The organism is Cohnella kolymensis, assembly GCF_000829465.1.
Classification (GTDB): Bacteria; Bacillota; Bacilli; order Paenibacillales; family Paenibacillaceae; genus Cohnella; species Cohnella kolymensis.
On sequence record NZ_JXAL01000023.1, the window covers coordinates 125,692 to 150,385 of the forward strand.

26 protein-coding genes are annotated in these 24,694 nt (G+C 53.3%); all 26 read left to right on the forward strand.

Features of this window, described 5'->3' with window-relative positions; genetic code table 11:
* The first annotated feature begins 26 nt into the window (after positions 1 to 26).
* Positions 27 to 2,090 carry a chemotaxis protein CheA gene (locus SD71_RS14855; protein ID WP_041064705.1) on the forward strand — a complete coding sequence of 688 codons (2,064 nt, stop codon included), beginning with the start codon at positions 27 to 29 and terminating at the stop codon, positions 2,088 to 2,090.
* Between the two features lie 29 nt (positions 2,091 to 2,119).
* Positions 2,120 to 2,581 (forward strand): chemotaxis protein CheW, encoded by a 462-nt coding sequence (locus SD71_RS14860; RefSeq protein ID WP_041064707.1) that lies wholly within the window; start codon positions 2,120 to 2,122, stop codon positions 2,579 to 2,581.
* Between the two features lie 37 nt (positions 2,582 to 2,618).
* Entirely contained in the window at positions 2,619 to 3,203 is a 585-nt protein-coding gene (locus SD71_RS14865; RefSeq protein ID WP_041064808.1) for a chemotaxis protein CheC, read from the forward strand.
* Complete coding sequence (locus SD71_RS14870; RefSeq protein WP_041064710.1) at positions 3,203 to 3,697, forward strand: chemotaxis protein CheD; 495 nt, start codon at positions 3,203 to 3,205, stop codon at positions 3,695 to 3,697. The genes SD71_RS14865 and SD71_RS14870 overlap by 1 nt, the downstream gene beginning before the upstream one ends.
* 1 nt (position 3,698) lies before the next feature.
* Entirely contained in the window at positions 3,699 to 4,136 is a 438-nt protein-coding gene (locus SD71_RS14875; RefSeq protein WP_041064712.1) for a hypothetical protein, read from the forward strand.
* A gap of 16 nt (positions 4,137 to 4,152) precedes the next feature.
* Positions 4,153 to 4,941, forward strand: a complete 789-nt coding sequence (locus SD71_RS14880; RefSeq protein ID WP_041064714.1) for a FliA/WhiG family RNA polymerase sigma factor — start codon at positions 4,153 to 4,155, stop codon at positions 4,939 to 4,941.
* 51 nt (positions 4,942 to 4,992) lie between these two features.
* The gene (locus SD71_RS14885) at positions 4,993 to 6,369 is read left to right on the forward strand and encodes a FapA family protein (RefSeq protein ID WP_041064810.1); all 1,377 of its coding nucleotides are present in this window, start codon (positions 4,993 to 4,995) and stop codon (positions 6,367 to 6,369) included.
* A gap of 46 nt (positions 6,370 to 6,415) precedes the next feature.
* On the forward strand, positions 6,416 to 6,736 hold the full coding sequence (locus SD71_RS14890; protein ID WP_041064716.1) for a hypothetical protein: 321 nt from the start codon (positions 6,416 to 6,418) through the stop codon (positions 6,734 to 6,736).
* A gap of 27 nt (positions 6,737 to 6,763) precedes the next feature.
* Complete coding sequence (locus SD71_RS14895; protein ID WP_041064718.1) at positions 6,764 to 7,336, forward strand: hypothetical protein; 573 nt, start codon at positions 6,764 to 6,766, stop codon at positions 7,334 to 7,336.
* Positions 7,329 to 7,829 (forward strand): hypothetical protein, encoded by a 501-nt coding sequence (locus SD71_RS14900; RefSeq protein ID WP_041064720.1) that lies wholly within the window; start codon positions 7,329 to 7,331, stop codon positions 7,827 to 7,829. Before SD71_RS14895 ends, SD71_RS14900 begins: the two co-directional genes overlap by 8 nt.
* A 278-nt stretch (positions 7,830 to 8,107) precedes the next feature.
* Positions 8,108 to 8,806 carry a 30S ribosomal protein S2 gene (gene rpsB, locus SD71_RS14905; protein ID WP_041064722.1) on the forward strand — a complete coding sequence of 233 codons (699 nt, stop codon included), beginning with the start codon at positions 8,108 to 8,110 and terminating at the stop codon, positions 8,804 to 8,806.
* Positions 8,807 to 8,945: 139 nt separating this feature from the next.
* A complete protein-coding gene (gene tsf / locus SD71_RS14910; RefSeq protein WP_041064724.1) occupies positions 8,946 to 9,596 on the forward strand; it encodes a translation elongation factor Ts in 651 nt (216 codons plus the stop codon).
* A 69-nt stretch (positions 9,597 to 9,665) separates the two neighbouring features.
* A complete protein-coding gene (gene pyrH / locus SD71_RS14915; RefSeq protein WP_041064727.1) occupies positions 9,666 to 10,394 on the forward strand; it encodes a UMP kinase in 729 nt (242 codons plus the stop codon).
* On the forward strand, positions 10,394 to 10,948 hold the full coding sequence (frr, locus tag SD71_RS14920; protein WP_041064730.1) for a ribosome recycling factor: 555 nt from the start codon (positions 10,394 to 10,396) through the stop codon (positions 10,946 to 10,948). Before pyrH ends, frr begins: the two co-directional genes overlap by 1 nt.
* A 146-nt stretch (positions 10,949 to 11,094) precedes the next feature.
* The gene (locus tag SD71_RS14925) at positions 11,095 to 11,901 is read left to right on the forward strand and encodes an isoprenyl transferase (protein WP_082034266.1); all 807 of its coding nucleotides are present in this window, start codon (positions 11,095 to 11,097) and stop codon (positions 11,899 to 11,901) included.
* Between the two features lie 4 nt (positions 11,902 to 11,905).
* Positions 11,906 to 12,703, forward strand: coding sequence for a phosphatidate cytidylyltransferase (locus tag SD71_RS14930; protein ID WP_041064732.1), 798 nt, complete (start codon positions 11,906 to 11,908; stop codon positions 12,701 to 12,703).
* Positions 12,704 to 12,742: 39 nt separating this feature from the next.
* Positions 12,743 to 13,882, forward strand: coding sequence for a 1-deoxy-D-xylulose-5-phosphate reductoisomerase (locus SD71_RS14935; RefSeq protein WP_041064735.1), 1,140 nt, complete (start codon positions 12,743 to 12,745; stop codon positions 13,880 to 13,882).
* 88 nt (positions 13,883 to 13,970) lie between these two features.
* Positions 13,971 to 15,230, forward strand: a complete 1,260-nt coding sequence (gene rseP, locus SD71_RS14940; protein ID WP_041064738.1) for an RIP metalloprotease RseP — start codon at positions 13,971 to 13,973, stop codon at positions 15,228 to 15,230.
* A 26-nt stretch (positions 15,231 to 15,256) separates the two neighbouring features.
* On the forward strand, positions 15,257 to 16,705 hold the full coding sequence (proS, locus tag SD71_RS14945) for a proline--tRNA ligase (RefSeq protein ID WP_041064741.1): 1,449 nt from the start codon (positions 15,257 to 15,259) through the stop codon (positions 16,703 to 16,705).
* Positions 16,706 to 16,910: 205 nt separating this feature from the next.
* Positions 16,911 to 21,242, forward strand: coding sequence for a PolC-type DNA polymerase III (locus SD71_RS14950; protein WP_235427128.1), 4,332 nt, complete (start codon positions 16,911 to 16,913; stop codon positions 21,240 to 21,242).
* Between the two features lie 194 nt (positions 21,243 to 21,436).
* Positions 21,437 to 21,898, forward strand: coding sequence for a ribosome maturation factor RimP (gene rimP / locus SD71_RS14955; protein WP_041064744.1), 462 nt, complete (start codon positions 21,437 to 21,439; stop codon positions 21,896 to 21,898).
* Between the two features lie 71 nt (positions 21,899 to 21,969).
* The gene (gene nusA / locus SD71_RS14960; protein ID WP_052476282.1) at positions 21,970 to 23,016 is read left to right on the forward strand and encodes a transcription termination factor NusA; all 1,047 of its coding nucleotides are present in this window, start codon (positions 21,970 to 21,972) and stop codon (positions 23,014 to 23,016) included.
* A gap of 50 nt (positions 23,017 to 23,066) precedes the next feature.
* Positions 23,067 to 23,501: a transcription termination/antitermination protein NusA gene (nusA, locus tag SD71_RS23150; RefSeq protein ID WP_268747754.1), complete on the forward strand. Its 435-nt coding sequence runs from the start codon at positions 23,067 to 23,069 to the stop codon at positions 23,499 to 23,501.
* A 49-nt stretch (positions 23,502 to 23,550) separates the two neighbouring features.
* Positions 23,551 to 23,871 (forward strand): RNase P modulator RnpM, encoded by a 321-nt coding sequence (gene rnpM, locus SD71_RS14970; RefSeq protein ID WP_041064750.1) that lies wholly within the window; start codon positions 23,551 to 23,553, stop codon positions 23,869 to 23,871.
* Complete coding sequence (locus tag SD71_RS14975; RefSeq protein ID WP_041064753.1) at positions 23,849 to 24,193, forward strand: YlxQ family RNA-binding protein; 345 nt, start codon at positions 23,849 to 23,851, stop codon at positions 24,191 to 24,193. The genes rnpM and SD71_RS14975 overlap by 23 nt, the downstream gene beginning before the upstream one ends.
* The coding region (locus SD71_RS14980) for a translation initiation factor IF-2 N-terminal domain-containing protein (protein WP_041064755.1) at positions 24,180 to 24,694 on the forward strand (515 nt) is incomplete at its 3' end. The genes SD71_RS14975 and SD71_RS14980, both read left to right, overlap by 14 nt.

Sequence of the window (24,694 nt, forward strand, 5' to 3'; positions counted from 1 at the left end):
TCAGCCAACCAGGAGGTATCCGGCTTGTGGATACGAATCAGTATTTATCCATCTTCATAGATGAGTCCAATGATCACCTGCAATCGCTCAACGAGAATATTCTTCGGTTGGAGCAGCAGCCTGACGATATCGATATCGTACAGGTCATTTTCCGTTCCGCGCATACGCTCAAGGGCATGTCGGCCGCGATGGGTTTCGAGGATCTTGCGTCGCTGACACACGAAATGGAGAATGTGCTGGATCTTGTCCGCAACGGCAAATTGAGCATGAACGACCACATGTTCGATGCCTTGTTCAGATGCTTGGACGCTTTGGAAGCGATGGTGCAAGACGTCATTAAGGGCGGCACGGGCAGCGGCGATGTTGCCGAATTGGTCGAGCGCTTGAAGTCCATTGTTACGGGAGATGCGGAAAATAATACTTCAGAGAGCTCTTCATCGGCATCTGCCGACATACCTGCGAATCTGATTCTGGATCAATTTCAATTATCCGTTCTCAGCCAATCGCTGGAAAGCGGCCATCGAGTCTATTACATAGAGGTCAAAGTTCAGGAGAATTGTATTCTAAAAGCGGCCAGGGCATATATGGTGTTCGACGTTTTGGAACGCAACGGGGAAGTGGTGAAAGCCCATCCGTCCGTTGAGGAGATCGAACAGGAAAAGTTCGGCAACAGCTTTGCCGTATACTACATTTCGCAAGTCGATGAAGCCGAGCTTCGCGACAGCATCTGCCGCGTATCGGAAATCGAGTCCGTAACGATCACAGCTGTCGATAAGAGCTCCCTTAGTGATGTAGCGCATTCCGAATCCTACCGGCAGCCGGCGGCAGATGCCGTGAAAGAAACGGCGGCGGCTTCCGCATCCGCTGCCGTCCTCCCGTCAACCGCAGTCATCCCTGCACGTTCCGCTGTTCCAGCGGCAGCCGGCGGGGGTGCTGCTGCAGCCCGTACCATTCGGGTGGATATCGAGCGGCTGGATTCTCTTATGAATCTATTAAGTGAGTTGCTGATCGACCGGGTACGTCTTGAGCAGCTGTCTTCGGAAGTGAAACGCGGCGATTTGACGGAGACGGTAGAGCACATGGCCCGGGTGAGTGCGGATTTGCAGAATATTGTGCTGAAGATGAGGATGGTGCCCGTTGACAGCGTATTTAACCGGTTCCCCCGGATGGTTCGGGACGTCGCGAAGTCTCTCGGGAAAAAAGTGGATCTTGTCATTACAGGAGCTGACACCGAATTGGACCGTACGGTTATCGATGAAATCGGCGATCCGCTTGTTCATTTGATTCGCAATGCCGTCGATCACGGGTTGGAATCCATATCGGAGAGGACAGCTGCAGGAAAACCGGAGACAGGAACCGTGCATTTGCGGGCTTACCATAGCGGCAATCATGTTTTCATTGAAATTGAAGAGGACGGCAAAGGGATCGATCGCGCCAAAGTGCTGCAAACGGCGGTCAAACGGGGAATTGTTCCTGCTGAGGAAGCTTCGTCACTTAGTGAAGACCAGGTGAATATGCTCATTTTCGCTCCGGGATTCAGCACGGCGGACAAAGTGACGGATCTTTCCGGACGGGGCGTGGGACTCGATGTGGTAAAGTCTAAAATTTCGTCGTTAGGCGGCGATGTGTCCGTTCAGACCAAACAGGGATCGGGCACCAAATTCACCATACAGCTGCCGCTTACTTTATCCATCATTGCAGCGATGCTGGTGAAGCTGGGTTCCGAGAAGTACGCTTTCCCTCTCTCCTCGATCATAGAAACCGGTTCGATCCGAAAAGCGGACATCAAATCGGTACACGGCAATTTCGTCACCGAATATCGCAGCTCCATCATCCCGGTCTTATCGCTGGCGGCTGTGGTTGATTCGCCGGGTTACAGAGAGGACAATGAAGCGGAGACGGAGATGCTCGTCATCCGTAAAGGGGACAAGCTGGCGGCTGTTCTCGTCGATGAGTTCATCGGACAAAACGAGATTGTGTTGAAGCCGCTGGGCGAATATTTGAGGAACCTGGATGTCGTATCGGGAGCCACCATTCTTGGAGACGGCCAAGTGGCACTCATTATCGATCCAAACACACTCATTAAATAATATACCGGGTTGATCAGGGGGGATTATCCATGGCAGAGGAAATGAAAGTGATCGTTTTTGCGCTTGGACGCGAAGAATACGGCATCGAGGTTGACAAAGTCCGCACGATTGAGCGAATGATGCCGATCACACGGGTGCCCAAAACGCCCGATTTTGTGAAAGGTGTCATCAATTTACGCGGAGTTGTCATTCCGGTCATCGATCTTCGCGGCCGTTTCGGTTTAGAGGAGACGGAGCCCGGCGACAATTCCCGGATCATTATTGTAGCTGCGGCCGATCTCGAGGTGGGCTTTATCGTCGATTCGGCCAACGATGTTATGGATCTGATGAGCGATACGATCGAGAATCCGCCGGAAGTGGTCGGAGGCGTCAAAGCTAAATACTTGAGCGGAGTGGCGAAGCTTGACGGCAACCGGCTTTTGATTTTGCTCAATTTGGCGGAAGTGCTGAACCGCAGCGAAATCATTCAACTCGAACGGGTGGTGGAGTAATCCGGTGAATCTATTTCTGAGCGATCCGGATTTCAAGATGGATGTGCTGCGTGAGGTAGGCAATATCGGCGCGGGCCATGCCGCCACCGCATTGTCTCAGCTGCTGGGCAAGCCGGTCGATATGAAGGTGCCAACCGTCAGTTTTCTACCTTTTGAGGACATTGCCGAGCGGCTTGGAGGGGTCGAAACAGTTGTCGTAGCGATCTTCTTGAGGGTAGAAGGAGACGCTCCGGGCAACATGTTCTTTATTCTCAAGCGAGAACCGGCACGGCGTCTGCTGCAGGGACTGCCTTGCTTGGAGGCCGCCGGCAGCGAAGATTATTCGGAATTGGAATTATCCGCCCTTAACGAAATCGGCAATATTCTGGCAGGGTCTTATCTGTCCTCATTGGCTGATTTCACGGGTTTACATATGTCCCCGACCGTACCCGCCATTGCAGTGGATATGGCGGGAGCGATCCTTAACTACGGCTTGCTGCAATTCGGCACGATGGGCGATGATGCTCTATTGATCGACACGGCATTCCTGGAAGGACCAAATCAAATGGAAGGACACTTCTTCCTCATCCCGGATCCGGAATCGTTCGAGAAACTGTTCAGCGCGTTGGGAGTGCCGTTGTAATGACAGAGGATGTGCTTATCAAGGTGGGAATGGCTGATTTAAACATTGCCGCCTGCGGCGCAGTTCTTAGAACGATGGGGCTTGGCTCATGCGTCGGCTTAACTTTGTACGATCCGTTGATCAACCTTGGAGGGATGGCGCACATCATGCTGCCTTCATCCGAGATTGCCAGGGATGGCCATTTGAACGCCGCGAAATATGCAGATACAGCGATACCCGCACTGTTGAAGCTGATGACAAATCATGGAGCGGCTGCGAGCCGGTTAGCGGCGAAACTGGCCGGAGGGGCGCAGATGTTCGCCTTGGCGTCCGGCGGCGATTCCATGCGGATCGGTCCGCGCAATGTGGAAGCCGTGAAGCTTGCATTGGAGAAATTCGGAATTCCTATCGCAGCGGAAGATACCGGAGGCCGCTACGGCCGTACGGTAGAATTGGACACCGGAAGCGGAGTGTACAGCATTCGCAGCGTGCAGTACGGGGTAAAGGAGATATAGCATGATCGGATCCTGGCGTTGGAATGTTCTGTTCGGCGGATTTGGCGCAATGCTCACCTTTTTGATTTCTCTGTCCAACAATCCTATCGGAACGACTTTTCTGCGCAGCATTTATGCACTTTTGACTTTTGCAATGATCGCATTCGTGGTGCGGCTTGCGCTTGGAGTATTGATGAGCCCGGCAATGATCCCGGCAGCGGGCCCGGGGGCGAGCAGTAACATAGCGGAAGGCTCGGAGGATGAACGGGGCGCGGTGCTGGATATGATGACCCCGGATGAAGACGATACGCTGTCGGAGTTAATGAAGGAACAATGGACGGACGGCAAGGGTCAGCCGCTCAAGGGATTCGAGCCGTTGCAGCCGAAGCGGCTGGTGTCTCTCGACAATCCCGATCCGGAGCAAGTTGTGCAGGCGATTCGTCGCCTGACGGACGAATAAGGAAGGTGAAGCAAGTATGGCCGATCAAAGTCGTTCCCGGTTGTCTCATGAGGATTTATGGCTCCGCTGGAAAGAAGACAATGATCCGGAGGCGAGAAAACAGCTGATCGAGCACTATTTGCCGCTGGTGGATTATGTGTCCGGTCGGATGGCCGTCGGATTGCCCAAGAATGTGACCAAAGACGATTTGGCCAGCAATGGTTCGATGGGTTTGATCGATGCCGTTGAGAAATTTGATTACCGGCGCGGCCTGCAATTTGAAACGTACGCATCCTGGCGGATCCGCGGTGCGATCATCGACGGCCTGAGGCAAGGAGACTGGGTCCCCCGCTCAGTGCGCGACAAAGCGAAAAAAATGGAGGACGCATACGCCGTCCTGGAGCAGAGAAATTTGCGTTCCGCGACGGATGAAGAAATTTGCGCCTATTTGAATATAAGCGAGAAAGAATTTCAACAGATGCTGCAGGAGGTTGCGGTTGCAGCGGTATGTTCGCTGGAGGATCCGATCCGGGAAGAAGAATCGGAAACAAGGCTCACCCTTCTCGTTGACGATAAAGCCGTAAATCCCGAGTCCAAAGTGCACGAAACCTATTTGAAAGATTCGCTTGTCTATGGAATTCAGAAATTAACGGAAAAAGAACGGACGGTCGTCTCATTATTCTATTATGAGGATTTATCGCTGAGCGAGATCGCCGAAGTCATGTCATTGTCTCCGTCGCGCATTTCCCAGCTTCATTCCAAAGCGATCCTGAGATTGAGAGGCGCTTTAGGCAAACACAAAGATCAACTGATGCAAAACGGCTGAAAGGGGGCGATACTTGTGCCTGGGAACGAAACCGGATCACTGGAAGAATGGATGCAGGTGTTGGTATCCGAAGATAAAATGCAAGCATTTTTAGTGTTCAGGTACGTGGAAGGCGTAATTAAATTAACGCCCCGCGAGCTGGAGCAATTTATTCTGTCAAAGGGAATCAAGTATGGACTGCAATCCGACACCGTATATCTGATTTCACAAAGGCCGCAGGATTTCTACTTGACACAAAATATTATTGCGGTGGGGCAGCCGCCTCGCAACGGGATTGACGGGTACATCAGTCTCGTATTCGATACGAAAGAACAGGGGCGCCGTCCGGCAGAGAGAGAAGACGGCACCGTCGATTATAAAGAATTGGTCAAGCTGGCCAACGTTAAAACCGGGCAGCTGATCGCCGAAAGAATACCTCCTCAGCCCGGAGCGCCGGGCAAAGCCGTAACAGGTGAAGATATCGCGGCGAAAGACGGGAAAGAGGCACATTTTAAAATCGGTAAAAATGTAGTGGTAAACCCTGAGAAGTCGGCCATGTACGCCGCAATTGACGGTCTTGTGACGCAAACGGAGAAGGAAAAGCTGAATGTGTTTCCCGTCTACGAAGTCAACGGCGATGTCGATTACAACACCGGTAATATCGACTTTGTGGGAACGGTGGTCATCCGAGGCAACATCCTGACCGGCTTCCGTGTCAAGGCTGCCGGAGACATTCGGGTGACGGGCGGAATTGAAGGTGCGGAAGTGGAGTCCGACGGGTCCATCGAGATCGCCGGCGGCGTGATCGGCAGCAATAAGGGTTATGTCAAAGCCGGCCGGAATATCAAGTGCTCGTTCATACAGGAAGGAAACGTATACGCAAGCGAAGATGTGACGGTGATGCAGAGCATTATGCACTCCAATGTGCGCGCCGGCCGCAACGTTCTGTGCACCGGCGCCAAAGGATTGATTGTAGGCGGGGTCGTTCAAGCGGGAGAACGGGTAACGGCGAGGATGATCGGCAACACGATGTCGACGGCGACGGCGGTAGAGGTCGGGGTGCGTCCCGAGCTGAGGCAAGAGCTGAGCGATCTGCGGAGCTCGCTTCGGCAATTGAACGAGAGCCAGGACAAAACCGATAAAGCTCTGGCGATGCTGGATCAGATGGCTGCCATCTCACAGCTTTCTGCGGATAAGCTTGCTCTTCGCAGCAAGCTGTCGGCTACCAAGCGCCAGACGATCGAGGAACTGGGCATCGTCAAGGAACGGATTCTCGAAATCGAAAAGACGCTCGAAGACGCTTCAACGTCAAGAGTGGATGCGGTTCATACGCTATGGGGCGGAACGAAAATCGTGATCGGCCGATACACCCGTTTTATCAAAGACGCTACGCAAAGGGTGTCCCTCCGTTTCTCGGACGGCGATATCATCATGGTCCCTTATAATTAGCAGATAGAATCGTTTCGTTATCCTGCCTGTGACGAGGTGAGACGCCGTGAGTTACAAATCAATCGATCTGCAGGTTTCGATTCCCCGGTCGGCGGAGTTAACTCCGCTTCAGCATCAGCAGCAGCAGCGCCCGGCCACGGAACAATCGCTGCTAGGCGAACAGACGGTGAAAGATGCCGAGCGGCAGGCGAAGCGCAGTCCGAAAACGGCGGAATCCACCGGTAACGGCGGGATTACGGAGCGGCAGCCCCGCAATCGGAACGGTCAGTCTTCACAACATAAGAAACAGCGCCATGAGCGAGCTTCGGAGGACACAGCCTCCGCCGTGCATCCATACAAAGGGAAGCATATCGATTTCATGGGCTGAACAGCACGGCAAGAAAGGAGTGTTAGCGTGGGTCCATGGTTAAGCCTTGTACTGCTGGGTACAGCCATTGCGGGATATGCCTGGATGATGCCGAGACCGACGGGCGGCGGCAAAGAACCTGAATTCGCCGCGGAAGCGGCTTATGACCGGCTGTTGGAGGATTTGGAGAATGAAAACCGGGAGCTTGTCGACGCGGTCGCCAAGTTCAAGCGGGAGCAGGACGATACCGTTCAGAAGCTGAACCGGCGGGTTATGGAAATGGAGCAGCAATTAAAGGATTTGCAGCAGAGATCTTCAGATAACGCAGTAATCGCGATCGAGAAGCCCGCGGAGCCGGCTGCGGCTAAAGCGGCTCAGCCGGAAGCGAATACGGCTGTTCAACCGGCATCGGTTATCGCTGATGAGGACACGTCAGCACCCCTCACGCTTGATGAAATATCGCTGCCTCCCACAACCGTTCGCGGGCGGTACCCGGAGCTGATGACTTTGCATGATAGAGGCAGATCCGTTGATCAGATCGCTAAGGCAATGAGGCTGAACAAAGGAGAGGTGCAGCTCATACTGCAGCTCGTGCGCCGGGAGGAAGAACAGCATGCGTAAACATCGCAGTTGGCTGATGGGACTGGGTATCGGACTGATCCTCGGCGCCTCGATGCTCAAAGTAATGCTTATCGGCAAAGAACAGGCCGAGATGGTCGCCGGACAGGAACCGATCAGCCGCGAGCGGCTTCAAGCGGAAGCGAAAATGGCGGGTTTTGTTCTTCTGCCTGTGAATGAGAAGAGATATACCCAACAGGAATTGGACGCGAAGATTGCCGCAGCGGCTTCTTCGAACAATAACAAAGCGAAGCCTGCTGCTCCCCCGGCCAAACAGGGCAAAGAACCTCGGATCGTGACCTTAAATGTCCGCAGCAATATGACGTTATCGATCGTGGCCGAGGAGCTGCAGAAACATGGAGTTATTGAGGACGCAGGCGACTTTATGGAGAAAGCGGAGTCCATTGAGAAGAAGCTGAAAATCGGAACCGCCGTGTTCATCGGTAAACCCACATATAAGCAGATTATGACCGAACTGACCCGCAGCAAAGATTGAGCTGCGGGTTTTTATTGCGCCAAAAGCAACCGAACTTCCATTTGGCAGGTAAAATAGAGAAACTCAGTTCCTTTAATTTCGCTGACAAAAGTCTAACTGCCTGCTGACAGGTGAAATCGCCTGAAACATTGCGCCTGGGTTGCCAATGTGGTATATTATCTTTCGGTGTAAAAAAACACACGCTTTTCAATTTCGTCAACGGTGCTCTGTAAGGAGTTTTGGCGAAAGATGCGAGAAGCGGCGGAGATTCACCAAAAACCATTAGGAGGAACACGAACATGGCAGTCATTTCCATGAAGCAACTGCTTGAGGCAGGGGTACATTTCGGTCACCAGACACGTCGTTGGAACCCGAAAATGGATAAGTACATCTTTACCGAGCGTAACGGGATCTACATTATCGACCTGCAGAAGACGGTTAAGAAAGTCGACGAGGCTTACAACTTCGTTCGCCAGCTCGGAGAGCAAGGCGGTACGATGCTGTTCGTCGGCACGAAGAAACAAGCTCAAGATTCCGTTAAAGAGGAAGCTGAGCGCAGCGGCATGTACTACATCAACCAACGTTGGTTGGGTGGTACGCTGACTAACTTCTCCACGATCCAAAAGCGGACCGATCGTCTGCATCAGTTGGAGAAATGGGAACAAGACGGCACTTTCGAAGTGCTGCCTAAGAAAGAAGTTATCATTCTCCGCAAAGAGAAAGATCGCCTCGAGAAATTCCTCGGCGGCATTAAAAATATGCGTAAATTGCCGGACGCGTTGTTCATCATCGATCCGCGCAAAGAACGTATCGCGGTTGCAGAAGCCCGCAAGCTGGGCATTCCGATCGTCGGTATCGTTGATACGAACTGTGATCCGGATGAAATCGATTACGTTATCCCTGGTAACGACGATGCGATCCGTGCCGTTAAGCTGTTGACAGCTAAGATGGCAGACGCAATCGTAGAATCCCGCCAAGGCGAAGAGACAACGGCTTAATTGCCGATGCATAAGCAATAACACAAACAAAGGGTGGTCAGAAGAGAACCTTCTCACCGCCCTTTTTTTGAAAACATAATAATGACCTCCCAGGGCTGGAAGAAGCCGCGAGGGAGCATGAATATTAGGAGGAATCCACGTGGCAGTTAATGCAGCAGACGTTAAAGCACTCCGCGAGAGAACCGGAGCAGGTATGTTGGATTGTAAGAAAGCTTTGGAGGAAGCGGGCGGCGATTTGACGAAAGCCGGAGAGCTTCTCCGTGAGAAAGGCCTCGCCGCGGCAGCTAAGAAAGGCGACCGCATCGCTACTGAAGGTATCGTTGAATCTTACATCCATGGCGGCGGACGGATCGGCGTTCTCGTTGAAGTGAACTGTGAGACCGACTTCGTCGGCAAAACCGAACAGTTCCGTACATTCGTCAAGGACATCGCTATGCATATCGCAGCGGCCAACCCGAAATTCCTGAGCCGTGAAGAAGTGTCCCAAGCCGAGCTTGACAAGGAAAAAGAAATTCTCCGCAACCAAGCGCTTAATGAAGGCAAGCCGGAGAAAATCGTCGACAAAATGGTCGAAGGCCGCATGAACAAATACTATGAGGAAAATTGCCTCATGGAGCAAAGCTTTGTCAAAGATCCGGACAAAACCATTACTACGCTCTTGAACGAGAAAATTTCCGCGATCGGCGAAAAGATTTCCATCCGCCGCTTTGCTCGGTTTGAGCTTGGTGAAGGCTTGGAGAAAAAAGTGGACAACTTCGTCGAAGAGGTTATGGCCCAGGCGAAACTATAAGCATGAATCCAATTCGGGAACACTGTGTGTTCCCTCTTTTTTAAACCAGACATGATGGAGGTACTAACGTTGGAGCGTCCCGTCTATAAACGCGTAGTGTTAAAGGTAAGCGGAGAGTCGTTATCGGGAACGAACGGTTACGGCATTGACGCACAGACCATCTTGTCGATTGCGGAGCAGATCAAGGAAGTTATCGAACTGGGTGTTGAAGTGGCGATCGTGTGCGGCGGCGGCAACATATGGCGCGGCATTGCGGGCAGCCAGAAGGGGATTGACCGCGCTACTGCCGACTACATGGGCATGCTGGCGACCGTCATGAACTCGCTGGCGCTGCAAGACGCATTGGAGCAAATGGATGTGCCGAGCCGGGTGCAAACCTCAATCGCCATGCAGCAAATAGCAGAGCCGTACATTCGCCGCAGGGCGATCCGCCATCTGGAGAAAGGCCGGGTCGTCATCTTCGCAGCCGGTACCGGGAACCCGTTCTTCTCGACGGATACGACCGCAGCATTGCGCGCAGCGGAGATTGAAGCCGAGGTCATTCTGATGGCCAAGAACAAAGTGGACGGCGTGTACAGCGCTGACCCGTTCAAAGATGCCTCAGCCGAAAAGTTTGAGCAGCTGACTTATATGGATGTATTGAACAAGAATCTCGGTGTTATGGATTCTACCGCTTCCTCGCTTTGCATGGATAACAATATTCCGCTTCTCGTGTTCGCGATTACCGAGAAAGGAAACATTAAACGTGCCGTAATGGGTGAGAAGATCGGCACGATTGTAAAGGGGAGTTTCGACTAATGCCTCAAGAAATTAAGAAGAGTGCCGAAGAGCGCATGGAGAAAGCATTAACAGCACTGAAGCGCGACTTGTCAACGCTCCGCGCCGGACGCGCATCCGGAGCTATGCTGGATCGTGTGCAGGCAGATTATTACGGTACTCCGACTCCGGTGAACCAATTAGGCTCCATCAATACGCCGGACTCCCGTACGCTGATCATCCAGCCCTGGGATAAGTCGGCCTTGGCTGCAATCGAAAAGGCGATTCTGAAATCCGATCTTGGTTTGACGCCGGCGAACGACGGATCGATCATCCGCATCAATATCCCGCCGCTGACGGAAGAGCGCCGCGCCGACTTGGCCAAATCGACAAAGAAGTTCGGCGAAGACGCGAAAGTGGCCATCCGCAACATCCGAAGAGACGCGAATGACGACATCAAGAAAAAAGAAAAAGGCGAAATTTCCGAAGACGAATCGCGCCGTCACCAAGAGGACGTTCAGAAAATGACGGATCGCTATGTATCCGAAGTAGACAAAATTCTGGCCGCAAAAGAAAAAGAAATCATGGAAGTTTAATTGAATTTTGCACGGCCCCTCCGACAGGTGGGGTTTATTCTCTTTCGTTTTGGATGCAAGATGCTGACGACCGACCGCGAACGCTCGCGCCGCTATATCGGTCTGGCGGATGTGACGAGCTTCGCTCGCACTTAGGGGGAAGACACATGAGTAACCGTTTCGTCGGCAGGTGGCTCCGTAAGCTGGGTTTCGGGGTTTCCACATCAAAAAGCCACGAAAGTACGCCGGCAGAGACAGAGAGTGAACCGGCGGAGGACAATATTCCTGAGCACGTGGCGATTATTATGGACGGGAACGGACGTTGGGCCAAGGAACGGGGCCTGCCCCGAATCGCGGGCCATCACAACGGAATGAAAACGGTCAAACGGATTACGAAAGCCGCCGATCGGATCGGTGTCAAGGTTTTGACCTTATATGCTTTTTCCACGGAAAATTGGAAACGGCCTAAAGCGGAAGTTGAATTCCTGATGAAGCTGCCGCAGGAATTTTTGTCGTTGGAGCTGGACGAGCTCGTCGAGAACAACGTCCAAGTGAGAATGATGGGCCGGCTCGACTTGCTGCCAAGCCATACATTGACCGCAGTCGAGGAGGCGGTGCGCCGCACCGAGAATAATAGCGGTCTGATTCTTAACTTCGCGCTGAATTACGGAAGCAGGATCGAGATGGTAGATGCGGCCAAGGAGCTGGCCAGGCAAGCGGCGGCCGGCAAGCTGAATCCGGAGGATATCGAGGAAGAAGACTTCAACCGCTGCCTGCTCTCCGCGGGTTTGCCGGATCCGGACCTCTTGATCCGCACAAGCGGCGAGCTGCGTTTGAGCAATTTCATGCTCTGGCAGCTGGCTTACAGTGAATTCTGGTTTACCGACGTTTATTGGCCGGAGTTCACCGAACAACATTTATTCGACGCCATCCGTGAATATCAGCGGCGTGCGCGCCGGTACGGAGGGCTGTGACGACATGAGACAGCGGTTAATTACCGGGATCGCAGCCGGTGCCGTGTTTCTCGGTTTCCTGGTTGCCGGAGGCTGGTGGTACAGCGGTCTGCTTGTGCTGTTAGCCATTATCGGCTATTGGGAATTCGTGAGACTCAACGGACAACAATGGACACGCTGGGATGTGCTGCTCGCTTTTGCGGCGCTCGTATTGATCACGCTGCCTAAGCTCCCGTTTGGCTGGGACATTCCGTCGTTGCTGGCCGTGTGCTGGCTGTTGATGTTTGCGCTGCTTGCGTCAACGGTGTTCAGTAAAAACCGGATTCAACTGGAGCACGCGGCCGTGCTGTTTTTGGGAGTCGTATATGTAGGCATAGGTTTTCGCTATATGGCGATTACTCGTGATCTGGAGCACGGAATCTTCTGGGCGGCTTTGTTATTCGCATGCATTTGGGCATCGGATGCCGGTGCTTATTTCGTGGGCAAGGCGATCGGCAGAACCAAATTATGGCCGGCCATCAGCCCTAACAAAACAGTCGAAGGAGCCGTCGGAGGCCTCGTTATATCCATCGTTACAGCGCTTATCTTCGCTTACTGCCGGCCGGACTCGCTCGGCTGGCTGCAAGCCGCCGCGATCGGTTTGGCTGCAGCGGCAGCAGGCCAGCTCGGCGATTTGATACAGTCCGCTTACAAAAGGTTTCGCGATGTGAAGGATTCAGGCGATTTGCTGCCCGGGCATGGCGGAGTGCTGGATCGCACCGACAGCTGGCTGATCGTATTTCCATTGGTCCATATGCTTGGACTTTTGACGACAGCTGGTTGATCGGCAGTTACATATAGCATAAAGATCGGAGGGTCGCCCATGAAAAAAGTTGCTGTGCTTGGAAGTACCGGGTCGATCGGCACGCAAACGCTGGATGTCATTTCACGCGACCCCGAGGCTTATGAAGTCGTCGGCTTGGCGGCGGGGTCTAACGTGGACAGGCTGCTTCAGCAAATACATGATTTTCGTCCCAAGCGTGTTTCAGTCGGTACCAAGCAGTTGGCGGACCAGCTTCAATCCCAAGTGCCGGCCGGTGTGCGCGTCGGTTATGGGGAGGAAGGCTTGGTGCAAGTCGCAGCCGGTTCCGGCGCCGACTATGTCGTCTGCGCTCTGATCGGCAGCATGGGACTCACTTCTACACTCGCCGCCATTGAAGCGGGAGCGGATATCGGCCTCGCAAACAAAGAAACACTCGTATCAGCCGGCCACATCGTCATGCAGCGAGCCAAGGATAAAGGAATTTCGCTGCTGCCGGTAGACAGTGAGCACTCTGCTATTTTCCAATGTTTAAACGGTGAAGACCGCAAGTCGGTTAAAAGGCTGGTGCTCACCGCATCAGGCGGAAGTTTCCGCGACCGCTCGCGCAATGAGCTGCGGGATGTGACGGTAGAAGATGCGCTCAAGCATCCGAACTGGAGCATGGGCGCCAAAATTACGATCGACTCGGCTACAATGGTGAACAAAGGTCTTGAAGTGATCGAAGCGCATTGGTTATTCGGCTTGCCGTACGATCGGATCGATGTCGTCATTCATCCGGAGAGCATTGTTCACTCCATGGTCGAATTCGCAGATACAAGCGTCATGGCGCAGCTCGGCAACCCGGACATGCGGGTCCCGATCCAGTACGCCCTGACGTATCCGGAACGCCGGGTTTCCCCGGCTTCGCCGCTTGATCTGCTCTCCAGAGGTACGCTCAATTTCCGCGCGATGGACTTCGATCGTTACCCGGCCCTGCGGCTCGCCTATGAAGCGGGCAGAAGCGGCGGGACGGCGACCACAGTATACAACGCTGCGAATGAAGTGGCAGTCGCCCGATTTTTGCGGGGGGACATTCCCTTTTTGGCGATAGAACAAATCATTGAAAAAGTTTTGAACCGACATACAGCTTCCGCATTCCCGGATCTCGGCCTTATTCATGAAACGGACCAATGGGCGAGGCGGGAGGCGGCATCGTTGTAATTAAGCGCAGCCCTGTATTCTCTTGTAACGGCTCGGAGAATAATGTTAATCTAAGGACAGCCGTTCGCGGTGCAAAGGGGTTGGAATAATGCAAACGATTCAGGTCATTTTATTGACCGTGCTTATGTTCTTTTTGCTTGTCTCGCTTCATGAATGGGGACACTTCTATTTCGCCCGCCGGGCAGGAATTCTGGTGCGCGAGTTCGCCATCGGGTTCGGCCCTAAGCTGTTCTCTATAAAAAGAGGGGAAACCCGTTATACGCTGCGTCTTCTTCCGATCGGCGGATTCGTGCGCATGGCCGGAGAAGATCCGGAAGTGGTCGAACTTCAACCGGGGCAGACCATTGCCGTTCGCAGCAAGGACGACTTGGTTACCCGAATGTACCTCGATCGTCTGGATGAGCGTGCTCAATCGATTCGCGGCGAAGTGAAATCCGTAGATTTGGAAAAAGACTTGCATGTTACACTCGATGTGGATGGAGATATTCAGCGGCTTCCCGTTCATCCGCAAGCGTTGATCATCGCCCGGGGAAGGGAAACGCAAATCGCGCCGGCGGATCGTCAGTTCGGCAGCAAACCGGTTGGCAAAAGGGCTTTGGCCATCGTGGCCGGACCGGTTATGAACTTCATCCTCGCTTTTGTACTGTTCGTGCTATTCATCGTATTGCAAGGTGTGCCGGTTGAAAACTCCTCCAAAGTGTTTATCTCCAAAGTGGTGGCCGGCAATCCGGCGGCTCAAGCGGGGCTGCAAAAGGGAGACTTGGTGAAATCCGTTAATGGAGAATCCATTGGCGGCGACGTGCAGGTTTTTATTGAGAAAATCGGCGCTTCCGCAGGCAAACCGATGAAATGGGTTGTCGAACGCGAAGGCGTGGACGTTCCGATCACGGTTACCCCGACCGCGGAAGGCAAAGTCGGCATTTATCCGATCGGGGAGATGAGAAACCCGAGCTTTATGGAGACGATGCGTTTTGCCGGCGTCGCAATGGTGGACATGACGGAGCGGATATTCGAGGGCTTCCGGAAGCTGATTTTCGGCGAGTTCAAGCTTGACGATCTCGGCGGGCCGGTGAAGACCACGCAATTGACGATGGAAATCGCCAGGGAAGGACTTCCGCAGCTTACTTATTGGGCAGGGCTGCTCAGTTTGTATCTCGGTATATTTAATCTTCTGCCGATTCCGGCGTTGGACGGAAGCCGTCTTTTGTTCCTTGGACTGGAAGCGCTCAGGGGACGTCCGATCGATCCGAGCCGTGAAAGTATAGTGCATTTTATCGGGTTTGCCATGCTCATGCTGCTTATGATTGTGGTTACCTATAACGATATCGTAGGATTGATCAGCAAATAAGCCGTTGTTAAGGGTGGAGGAGAATCATGTCGAAGGACAAAGGATTTGTAACGGAAATAACGCCGCAAAGCGAGGATTTTTCCCGTTGGTATATCGACGTCATCAAAAAAGCCGAGCTTATGGATTACTCGCCGGTTCGCGGCTGTATCGTGTTTCGTCCGGACGGTTATGAGCTTTGGGAGAACATGCAGCGGGAATTGGATCAGCGGTTTAAGGATACCGGGCACCGGAACGCCTACTTCCCTTTGTTCATCCCCGAGAGCTTCTTCCAGAAGGAGAAGGAGCATGTCGAAGGATTTAATCCCGAGCTCCCTTGGGTAACGGAAGCGGCCGGCGAGAAGCTGGAAGAACGGCTCGCCATTCGTCCGACATCGGAGACGATGTTCGGCCATATGTATGCCAAGTGGATTAACTCTTATCGCGATTTACCGCTGCTCATCAACCAATGGGCGAACGTCGTCCGCTGGGAGAAAAGAACGCTGCCGTTTTTGCGGACAAGCGAATTTCTATGGCAGGAAGGCCACACTGCGCATGAAGATGAAGCGGATGCCCGCAAAGAAACGATGACGATGCTGGATGTATATACGCAGTTCGTGGAGAATGTTCTCGCGATCCCTGTTATTAAAGGGCAAAAAACGCCGTCCGAGAAATTCGCGGGTGCCGTGGACACTTTCTCCATCGAAGCGATGATGAAAGACGGACGAGCCGTACAAGCGGGTACTTCTCATTATATGGGTACCAACTTCGCCGTCGCGTTTGACATCAAATATTTGGACCGTGAGAATACACAGCAGTTCTGCCATACGACCTCGTGGGGAGTAAGCACGCGTTTGATCGGTGCGTTGATTATGGTGCACGGCGACGACCGTGGACTTGTTATGCCGCCGAAGGTAGCGCCGACGCAAGTCGTGATGATTCCGATCGGCCCGCCGAAAACACGCGAGCAGGTGATCGGCAAGACCGACGAGCTTTATGCCCAGCTTAAAGCTGCCGGCATCCGCGTGCGAGTGGACGACCGCGCCGACGTATCGCCGGGCTGGAAGTTTAACGAATACGAGATGAGAGGCATTCCACTTCGTCTCGAGCTCGGACCTCGCGACTTGGAGAACGGCCAATGCGTACTGGTATCCCGTGTAAGCGGCGAGAAGAAATCCGTAGCATTGGACAACCTGGTCGCCGAAGTTCAAGCGTTGCTTGCGCAAATTCACACTGAAATGTACGATCGCGCCCTTGCTTTCCGTGAAGAAAATTTTTACTCAGTAGATTCACTGGATGAGTTCAAATCCGCTATGGAAGAGAAACGCGGATTCGCTCTAGCCGGCTGGTGCGGATCAGAGGCGTGCGAGAGCCAAGTGAAGGAAGAAACCGGAGCGACCAGCCGGAACATTCCGTTCGAGCCGGCTCAGACGAAGAGCACTTGCCTCGTATGCGGGGACGCCGCTAAACATACAGTGGTATTTGCCAGAGCCTATTGATTGCAGACTGCCTCTCGCGGGGTTATGCCCCGTCGAGGCAGTTTTTTATTGAACTCTTCTATTGAAGGCAGATAGTTGATGGGGTAAAATAATAGACAGCAAGTTTTAATAGCTTCTGATTGAAAAAGGAGCCCGGGTGCAAGCAGCATCTAACCCTTTTTCGCGGAAGCTTTTGTATTTATGGGACATGGAGAGGAAAGTGACGATGCAGCCGACGGAAGATCAAAGAAAGCGGTTCGAGGTGCTGCTGCAGCAGGCGCAACTGCCTGTCGAATGGGTCGAGCAACATTTTCAGGACGGATACATAAAGCAATTGGAAATCAGTCGTTCCCGCAAGGAATGGACTTTTCATATCGGGAAAAGCGAGCTGCTGCCGGCCTCCATTTATGTTGGTTTTACCGAGAAGGTCAAGGAAAAGCTTGGTCATCACGCCGACATTCGCAAAGTGATCGTGTACGCGGAGAGTGTGCTCACAGAGAATATTTTCAAGAGTACTGGTCATGTTTTCGTAGATGGATGCAGCAAGAATTCGCTTCGGTCAACGGCTGGCTCGCGAAAGCCCGCATGGAGGCGGAAGGCGATCTGGCGACCGTTATTCTGCTTGACGAGATGGGACTGGAGCTGGCCCGCAAAAAAAAATGTCGACACGCAGGCCGCCCGATTTTTCGAGGAGAGATTCCAACGCACGATCAGGGTGAAATTGATCGCAGGCGAGTCCCGTCAAGAGGCTTACAATCAATTCGCGCAAAAAATCGAGCAGGAATCGCACGAAGCCATTCAGCAATTGATGATCAGCTCCCGCGAGGAAGCGGCGGCGAACGAAGGCGAAGCGCCGCAAACGCTGCAGCACGGCTATGATATTAAGGATATGCCGGTGCCGATCGAACAGATCCGTGAGGAAGAGAAGAAGGTTACGATTCAAGGCGCGATATTCAGTTTGGAAGTGAAGGAGCTTAAAAGCGGGAGCACGCTTTACACCTTCAACGTGACGGATTTTACCGACTCCTTGGCCATAAAGCTGTTCGCTAAAAATAAAGAAGATAACAAAATGTTCGGCCTGCTTTCCAACGGGAAATGGGTGAAGCTGAGAGGCAAGGTCGAATATGACCGTTTCTTGAACCCGCCTGAGCTGATTATGTTTCCAAGCGACATGCGTGAAGTGCTGCCGCCGGCGGAACCTAAGGATGATGCCGCGGACAAACGGGTGGAGTTTCATTTACATACCACTCTCAGCACGATGGATGCGGTAACTCCCGTAGATACTTATATTAAAACCGCCGCAAGATGGGGGCATAAAGCGGTAGCCGTCACCGATCACGCCAATGTGCAATGTTATCCGGACGCGGCGAAAGCAGGCAAAAAGCACGGCATTAAAGTACTGTTCGGCGTTGAGGCCAATGTCGTGAACGATGCGATCCCGATGGTGCTCAATCCGCGTCCGCAAAACTTGGCCGAGGCGACTTATGTCGTATTTGACATTGAGACGACCGGTCTGTCCGTCGTAAACAATAAAATCATCGAGCTCGCAGGCGTGAAAATAAAGGACGGCCAGGAAATCGGACGATTCGCCACTTTTATCAATCCGCATGAGCCTATTCCTTATAACATTCAGCAGTTAACCAACATTAACGACGAGATGGTTAAGGACGCTCCTGAGCTGGAGCCGAAGCTGAAAGAGTTTATCGAGTTTATCGAAGATGCCGTCTTGGTCGCCCATAATGCCCGTTTCGATAACGGATTTATGCAGGAGGCCTGCAAGCGGCACGGTCTGCCGCCGATTCAGAATCCTGTGCTCGATACGCTGGAATTGGCACGTTATCTTCATCCGACTATGAAAAATCACCGTTTGAACACATTGTCCGACCTTTATAAGGTTTCGCTGGAGAACCATCACCGGGCCATCGATGACACCATCGCATTGGCAGGTGTGTTGGCCGGGCTGCTGAAGGACGCGCAAGCGCGCGGAGTAACGGAACTGCACAATCTGAACGAGGTCAACGAGAACAGCTGGAAGACGACACGTCCGTTCCACTGCGGGATCTACGCGCTGAACGCGGCCGGCAAGAAAAACCTTTTTAAACTGATCTCCTTATCCCATACCGAATTTCTCAATCGTGTCGCCTGCATTCCGAAAAGCAAGCTGATCGAGCTGCGGGAAGGACTGCTGGTCATATCCGGCTGTGAAAAAGGCGAGCTGTTCGAGACGGTGCTGAACAAATCGGAGGACGAGGCGGCGGAAGTGGCCGCGTTCTATGACGTATTGGAAGTTCAGCCGCTCGATTTCTATATGCATTTGCTGGACAAAGGATTGGTAGGCAGCCGTGCGGAACTGGAAGAGGCGCTTCGCCGCATCGTGCGGATCGGTGAGAAGCTGGGCAAACCCGTAATCGCTACGGGTAACGTCCATTACCTGACTCCTCGCGAGAAATTATTCCGCGATATTACGATTCACGGCATAACCGGGTTCAGTCCGCTGAAGGATCAGCGCAAACCGGACGCCCATTTCCGAACGACCAATGAGATGCTGGAGGCGTTTCAGTTTCTCGGTAAGGATAAAGCATATGAAGTCGTGGTCACGAACACATCCGAGCTGGCCGACCGCTTCGAACCATTTGATATGTTTCCGAGCGCCGGCGGACCAACCGACAACGGCTTGTTTTCTCCGATCATTGAGGGCGCCGACGAAGAAATACGTGAAACCTGTTACGCAACGGCCAGATCGATGTATGGGGATGAGCTGCCGGACGTGGTGGTGCAGCGGCTCGAGAAGGAACTTGTCCCGATCATCAAATACGGATTCGCCGCCAACTATCTCATATCCGAAAGGCTTGTCAAGAAATCCAACCAGGACGGCTATCTCGTGGGATCGCGGGGATCGGTCGGCTCCTCGGTTGTCGCCACTTTCCTCGGCATATCGGAAGTAAATCCGCTTCCTGCCCACTATCTGTGCCGGAATCCGGAATGCAAGCACAGCGAATGGTTTTTGGACGGAAGCGTGCCGAGCGGTTTTGATATGCCGGACAAATCATGTCCGAATTGCGGCACGATTATGAGAGGCGAAGGGCAGGATATACCGTTCGAGACGTTCCTCGGGTTCAAGGGCGACAAGGTTCCCGATATCGACTTGAACTTCTCCGGAGAATATCAGCCGCATGCGCATAATTATACGAAAGTGCTTTTCGGGGAGAAGAACGTATTCCGCGCGGGCACGATCGGTACGGTGGCGGAAAAAACGGCGTTCGGATTCACCAAGAAATACGAGGAGCATCACGGCAAATCATGGCGGGGAGCGGAGGTTAACCGGCTGGCAGCGGGCTGTACCGGCGTCAAGCGCAGCACCGGCCAGCATCCCGGCGGTATTGTCGTTGTTCCGGATTACATTGAAGTTGAAGATATCACTCCGGTGCAGTATCCGGCCGACGATAAATCTTCGGAGTGGAAGACGACGCATTTTGATTATCATGCCTTCGACGCCAATCTGCTCAAGCTTGATATTCTCGGCCACGATGATCCGACGATGATGCGGATGCTCCAGGATTTGACCGGTGTGGATCCGACCACGATTCCGATGAACGATCCGAAGGTCATGAGCTTGTTCAATTCAGTTGACGCGCTGGGGGTGACGCCGCAGCAAATTCGTTCTCCGGTGGCCACGTTCGGGGTTCCGGAGATGGGGACCCGATTCGTCCGGCAGATGCTCGAGGAGACGAAGCCGTCCTCGTTTGCGGACTTACTGCAAATATCGGGGCTTTCTCACGGTACCGGGGTTTGGCTGGGCAACGCGCAGGAGCTGATCAAGAACAACACGTGCAACATCAAAACCGTAATCGGCTGCCGTGACGACATCATGTTATTTCTAATATATAAGGCGGGGATGGACGCTTCGCTGGCGTTCAAAATTACGGAAAGCGTGCGGAAAGGGAAAGGGCTGACTCCCGAGTGGATCGATGAGATGAAGCGGTGCAAAGTACCGCAATGGTATATCGATTCCTGCCTGCGCATTGAGTACATGTTCCCGAAAGCCCATGCCGCAGCCTATGTCATTTCAGCGGTACGGACGGCATTTTTCAAACTTTATTATCCGATCCAATATTATGCGACTTACTTCTCCGTACGTGCGGCCGACTTTGACGTCGAGGTGTTCTGCCAAGGATACGACGCAATTCTGAAGCTGCTGCTCGAGATTGAGCAGAAGGGCTTTCAGGCCACCACCAAAGAGAAAGGCATGATCTCGATTCTGGAAATGGGGCTGGAGATGACCGCGCGCGGGTTCAAGTTCAAGACGATTGATCTTTACAAGTCCGATGCCACAAGATTCATAATCGAGGATGAGGCATTGATTCCTCCTTTCGCGGCCATTGCCGGAGTCGGCGACAATGCCGCCCGCAATATTGCTGCGTCCCGGGAGGAAGGGGACTTTTTATCCATTGAAGACTTCCAGCAGCGTTCGAAAGCGAGCAAGACGATTGTGGACATTCTGACAGGCTTGGGATGCTTCCGGGGCATGCCGGAGTCCAATCAGCTCATGCTGTTCTAGGTCTGAGACGGCGCGGTTCAGGGAAAGTGATGGTTGCCAGCATCTTGAAGGTTATGGTATATTATTTTTGGTAATCATGTGGATATCACTGTCTGCAGAAGAGTGGGGAAACCCACTCTTTCCGTTTTGTCAACGGGTCTTTAGGTTTAACAAGAGTGCAGCGATCCATTTGAAGCATCGGGAGGTTGACCATTGTGAGCGCACCGAAAATGAAGTCCATCGTCGAGAGCTTCGCGGCTCCCTACCTCGAGGAGAACGGTTTTGAACTGGTGGATGTGGAGTACGTGAGGGAAAGCAGCAACTGGTTTTTGCGCGTATATGTGGACAAGGAGGGCGGCATCGATATCGACGATTGCGGCCGTATTTCCGAATTCATCAGCGCCAAGCTGGATGAGCTGGATCCGATCTCTGACGCATACTTTCTGGAGGTCAGCTCGCCAGGTGCGGAACGTCCGCTTAAGAAGGCGGAGGACGTCGCCAAAGCGGTCGGCGAACATGTATTCGTTACGACCTATGAACAGATTGACGGGGCCAAAGAGTTTGAAGGACGGCTTGAAGGGTTTGACGGGGACACGCTTACGATTACCGTCGGACGCCGCAAACACGCCATCCCTTACAATAAAGTGGCCTCTGCACGTTTGGCCATCGTATTCTAATTCGAGCGGTACGACCCGAGAGTAATGCATGAGCATTACCCGGCGGCGGACAAAGGAGGAGTAATCAAGACATGAGCATGGAGTTCATTGAAGCGCTGTCCGAAATCGAGCGCGATAAGGGCATTAGCAAAGATGTCCTGATCGAGGCTATCGAAGCGGCACTTATCTCCAGCTACAAACGTAACTTTAATACGGCGCAGAATGTTCGGGTGGACGTAAACCAGACGACCGGACAAATTAAGGTTTACGCGCGCAAAACGATCGTGGAAGAGGTGCTGGATCCCCGTTTGGAAATTTCCCTGGAAGCTGCAAGATCGATCAATCCGCACTATCAACTGGAAGACATTGCGGAAATCGAGGTCACTCCCCGGGACTTCGGGCGCATTGCCGCTCAAACCGCGAAACAGGTCGTCACACAGCGGATCCGCGAAGCGGAGCGCGGCCTTATCTATCATGCCTTTGTAGATAAAGAGCAAGATATTGTGACCGGTATCGTGCAGCGGATGGACCAGCGCAACCTGTATGTCGATCTCGGCAAAGTGGAAGCGGCGCTGCCGCTTACCGAACTGATGCCGACCGACAAATTCAAGCAAGGCGACCGGGTTAAATCGTATATTACAAAGGTGGAAAACACGAGCAAAGGCCCGCAAATCATTCTGTCACGCACTCATCCGGGCCTGCTGAAGCGTCTGTTCGAGCTTGAGGTTCCGGAAATTTTCGACGGGACGGTTGAGATTCGATCGGTAGCCCGCGAAGCCGGGTTCCGTTCCAAGATCGCCGTCTATTCCCGCAATGATGAGGTGGATCCGGTCGGCTCCTGCGTAGGTCAAAAAGGCGTGCGTGTGCAAACGATCGTGATGGAATTGAAAGGCGAGAAAATCGACATTGTCCGATGGTCCGAGGCTATCGACGAGTACGTCGCGAATGCGCTCAGCCCTTCGAAGGTGCTTGAAGTGATCGTGTTCGAAGCCGAGAAGATGGCACGCGTAATCGTACCGGACTATCAGCTGTCTCTGGCGATCGGGATTAAAGGGCAGAACGCGCGTCTGGCCGCCAAGCTGACCGGCTGGAAGATTGATATAAAAACATTCTGTCACGCACTCATCCGGGCCTGCTGAAGCGTCTGTTCGAGCTTGAGGTTCCGGAAATTTTCGACGGGACGGTTGAGATTCGATCGGTAGCCCGCGAAGCCGGGTTCCGTTCCAAGATCGCCGTCTATTCCCGCAATGATGAGGTGGATCCGGTCGGCTCCTGCGTAGGTCAAAAAGGCGTGCGTGTGCAAACGATCGTGATGGAATTGAAAGGCGAGAAAATCGACATTGTCCGATGGTCCGAGGCTATCGACGAGTACGTCGCGAATGCGCTCAGCCCTTCGAAGGTGCTTGAAGTGATCGTGTTCGAAGCCGAGAAGATGGCACGCGTAATCGTACCGGACTATCAGCTGTCTCTGGCGATCGGGATTAAAGGGCAGAACGCGCGTCTGGCCGCCAAGCTGACCGGCTGGAAGATTGATATAAAAAGCGAGACGCAAGCCGAGCAGGAATACGGACGTGCGAAAACAACCGGCGGGATGATGCATCAGGACAGCGTATCCATCGACTGAGCTGGTGATTATGAAGTGCGTTTCTCACGAAACGCTGGGAGGGATCGCATTGAGGCCGAGAAAGATACCGCAGCGCAAATGCGTTGCCTGTCAGCAAATGATGCCCAAGAAGGAATTGATTCGCATCGTGCGCTCACCCGAAGGGGAGATCAACATCGACTTGACCGGCAAGAAGCCGGGCCGCGGCGCTTATCTGTGCGGTAAAGTGGGATGCTTCAAGCTTGCAAAAAAGTCCAAAGCGTTCGAGAGAGCGTTAAAAGCGCCGGTCGGTTCGGAAATCTATGACCGTCTGGAAGCCGACTTCATTCAAGTGGAAGATGAGTTTCAATCGAACAAGGAGCTCGTGAATGACCATGACGACGGCGAATAAGGTATTATCCCGGCTGGGATTGGCGATGAGGGCAGGCAAGCTCGCCAGCGGCGAAGAGATCGTGATGAAAGCGATCCGCTCAGGCGAAGCCAAGCTCGTCTTGCTCGCCGGTGACGCATCGGAGAATACGGGGAAGAAAATAGCGGACAAATGCGCCAGTTACGGCATCCCGCTGCGGATCGGTTTTACCCGGCAGGAATTGGGAGCAGCCGTGGGCAAGCCTGAGCGCGTCATTTTTGCTGTGACGGACAAGGGTTTTGCCGACATGCTTACCGACGGTTGGGGTCATCATTCGGAGGTGGAGAATATTGAGCAAAGATAACACGGATAACAACAAGGATAAAGTCAGGGTTTACGAATATGCGAAGCAGCTCAACATGAGCAGCAAAGAGGTCATCACGATTCTCAAAAGAATGAATATGCCCGTCAATAATCATATGAGTGTGATGGAAGACGGCATGACCGGAGCGGTAGAGAAATTTTTCCGCGACGTGAAGGCGAATGCGGCAGCGAAGATGGCGCAGTCTGCGGCGAAACCGGCTGACAAGCGTCCTGCGCAAGGAGCGGCATCAGCTCCGGCACAAAACCAAACGGCAGCCCCGCGGAGATCAGAGGATCAAGGGCAGCCGGCTCGTCCTGCGGCGGTTCCTGCTTCTTCGGCGGCAGCGCCGACAGCGCCGACAGCTTCTTCGGCTGCGCCGCGTGAAGGCAACAGCCGTCCTCAAGGTCAAGGTGGATACGGTCAGCGCGAAGGCGGCAGCCGTCCGCAAGGTCAAGGCGGGTACGCTCAGCGCGAAGGCGGCAGCCGTCCGCAGGGTCAAGG

What these genes read in the sequence shown, in the direction of transcription:
- SD71_RS14860 (WP_041064707.1), top strand. Translation starts at nt 2,120, where the DNA reads ATGGCAGAGGAAATGAAAGTGATCGTTTTTGCGCTTGGACGCGAAGAA.
- SD71_RS14865 (WP_041064808.1), top strand. Translation starts at nt 2,619, where the DNA reads ATGGATGTGCTGCGTGAGGTAGGCAATATCGGCGCGGGCCATGCCGCC.
- SD71_RS14870 (WP_041064710.1), top strand. Translation starts at nt 3,203, where the DNA reads ATGACAGAGGATGTGCTTATCAAGGTGGGAATGGCTGATTTAAACATT.
- SD71_RS14875 (WP_041064712.1), top strand. Translation starts at nt 3,699, where the DNA reads ATGATCGGATCCTGGCGTTGGAATGTTCTGTTCGGCGGATTTGGCGCA.
- SD71_RS14880 (WP_041064714.1), top strand. Translation starts at nt 4,153, where the DNA reads ATGGCCGATCAAAGTCGTTCCCGGTTGTCTCATGAGGATTTATGGCTC.
- SD71_RS14885 (WP_041064810.1), top strand. Translation starts at nt 4,993, where the DNA reads ATGCAGGTGTTGGTATCCGAAGATAAAATGCAAGCATTTTTAGTGTTC.
- SD71_RS14900 (WP_041064720.1), top strand. Translation starts at nt 7,329, where the DNA reads ATGCGTAAACATCGCAGTTGGCTGATGGGACTGGGTATCGGACTGATC.
- rpsB (WP_041064722.1), top strand. Translation starts at nt 8,108, where the DNA reads ATGGCAGTCATTTCCATGAAGCAACTGCTTGAGGCAGGGGTACATTTC.
- frr (WP_041064730.1), top strand. Translation starts at nt 10,394, where the DNA reads ATGCCTCAAGAAATTAAGAAGAGTGCCGAAGAGCGCATGGAGAAAGCA.
- SD71_RS14925 (WP_082034266.1), top strand. Translation starts at nt 11,095, where the DNA reads ATGAGTAACCGTTTCGTCGGCAGGTGGCTCCGTAAGCTGGGTTTCGGG.
- SD71_RS14930 (WP_041064732.1), top strand. Translation starts at nt 11,906, where the DNA reads ATGAGACAGCGGTTAATTACCGGGATCGCAGCCGGTGCCGTGTTTCTC.
- SD71_RS14935 (WP_041064735.1), top strand. Translation starts at nt 12,743, where the DNA reads ATGAAAAAAGTTGCTGTGCTTGGAAGTACCGGGTCGATCGGCACGCAA.
- rseP (WP_041064738.1), top strand. Translation starts at nt 13,971, where the DNA reads ATGCAAACGATTCAGGTCATTTTATTGACCGTGCTTATGTTCTTTTTG.
- proS (WP_041064741.1), top strand. Translation starts at nt 15,257, where the DNA reads ATGTCGAAGGACAAAGGATTTGTAACGGAAATAACGCCGCAAAGCGAG.
- SD71_RS14950 (WP_235427128.1), top strand. Translation starts at nt 16,911, where the DNA reads ATGCAGCCGACGGAAGATCAAAGAAAGCGGTTCGAGGTGCTGCTGCAG.
- nusA (WP_052476282.1), top strand. Translation starts at nt 21,970, where the DNA reads ATGAGCATGGAGTTCATTGAAGCGCTGTCCGAAATCGAGCGCGATAAG.
- SD71_RS14975 (WP_041064753.1), top strand. Translation starts at nt 23,849, where the DNA reads ATGACCATGACGACGGCGAATAAGGTATTATCCCGGCTGGGATTGGCG.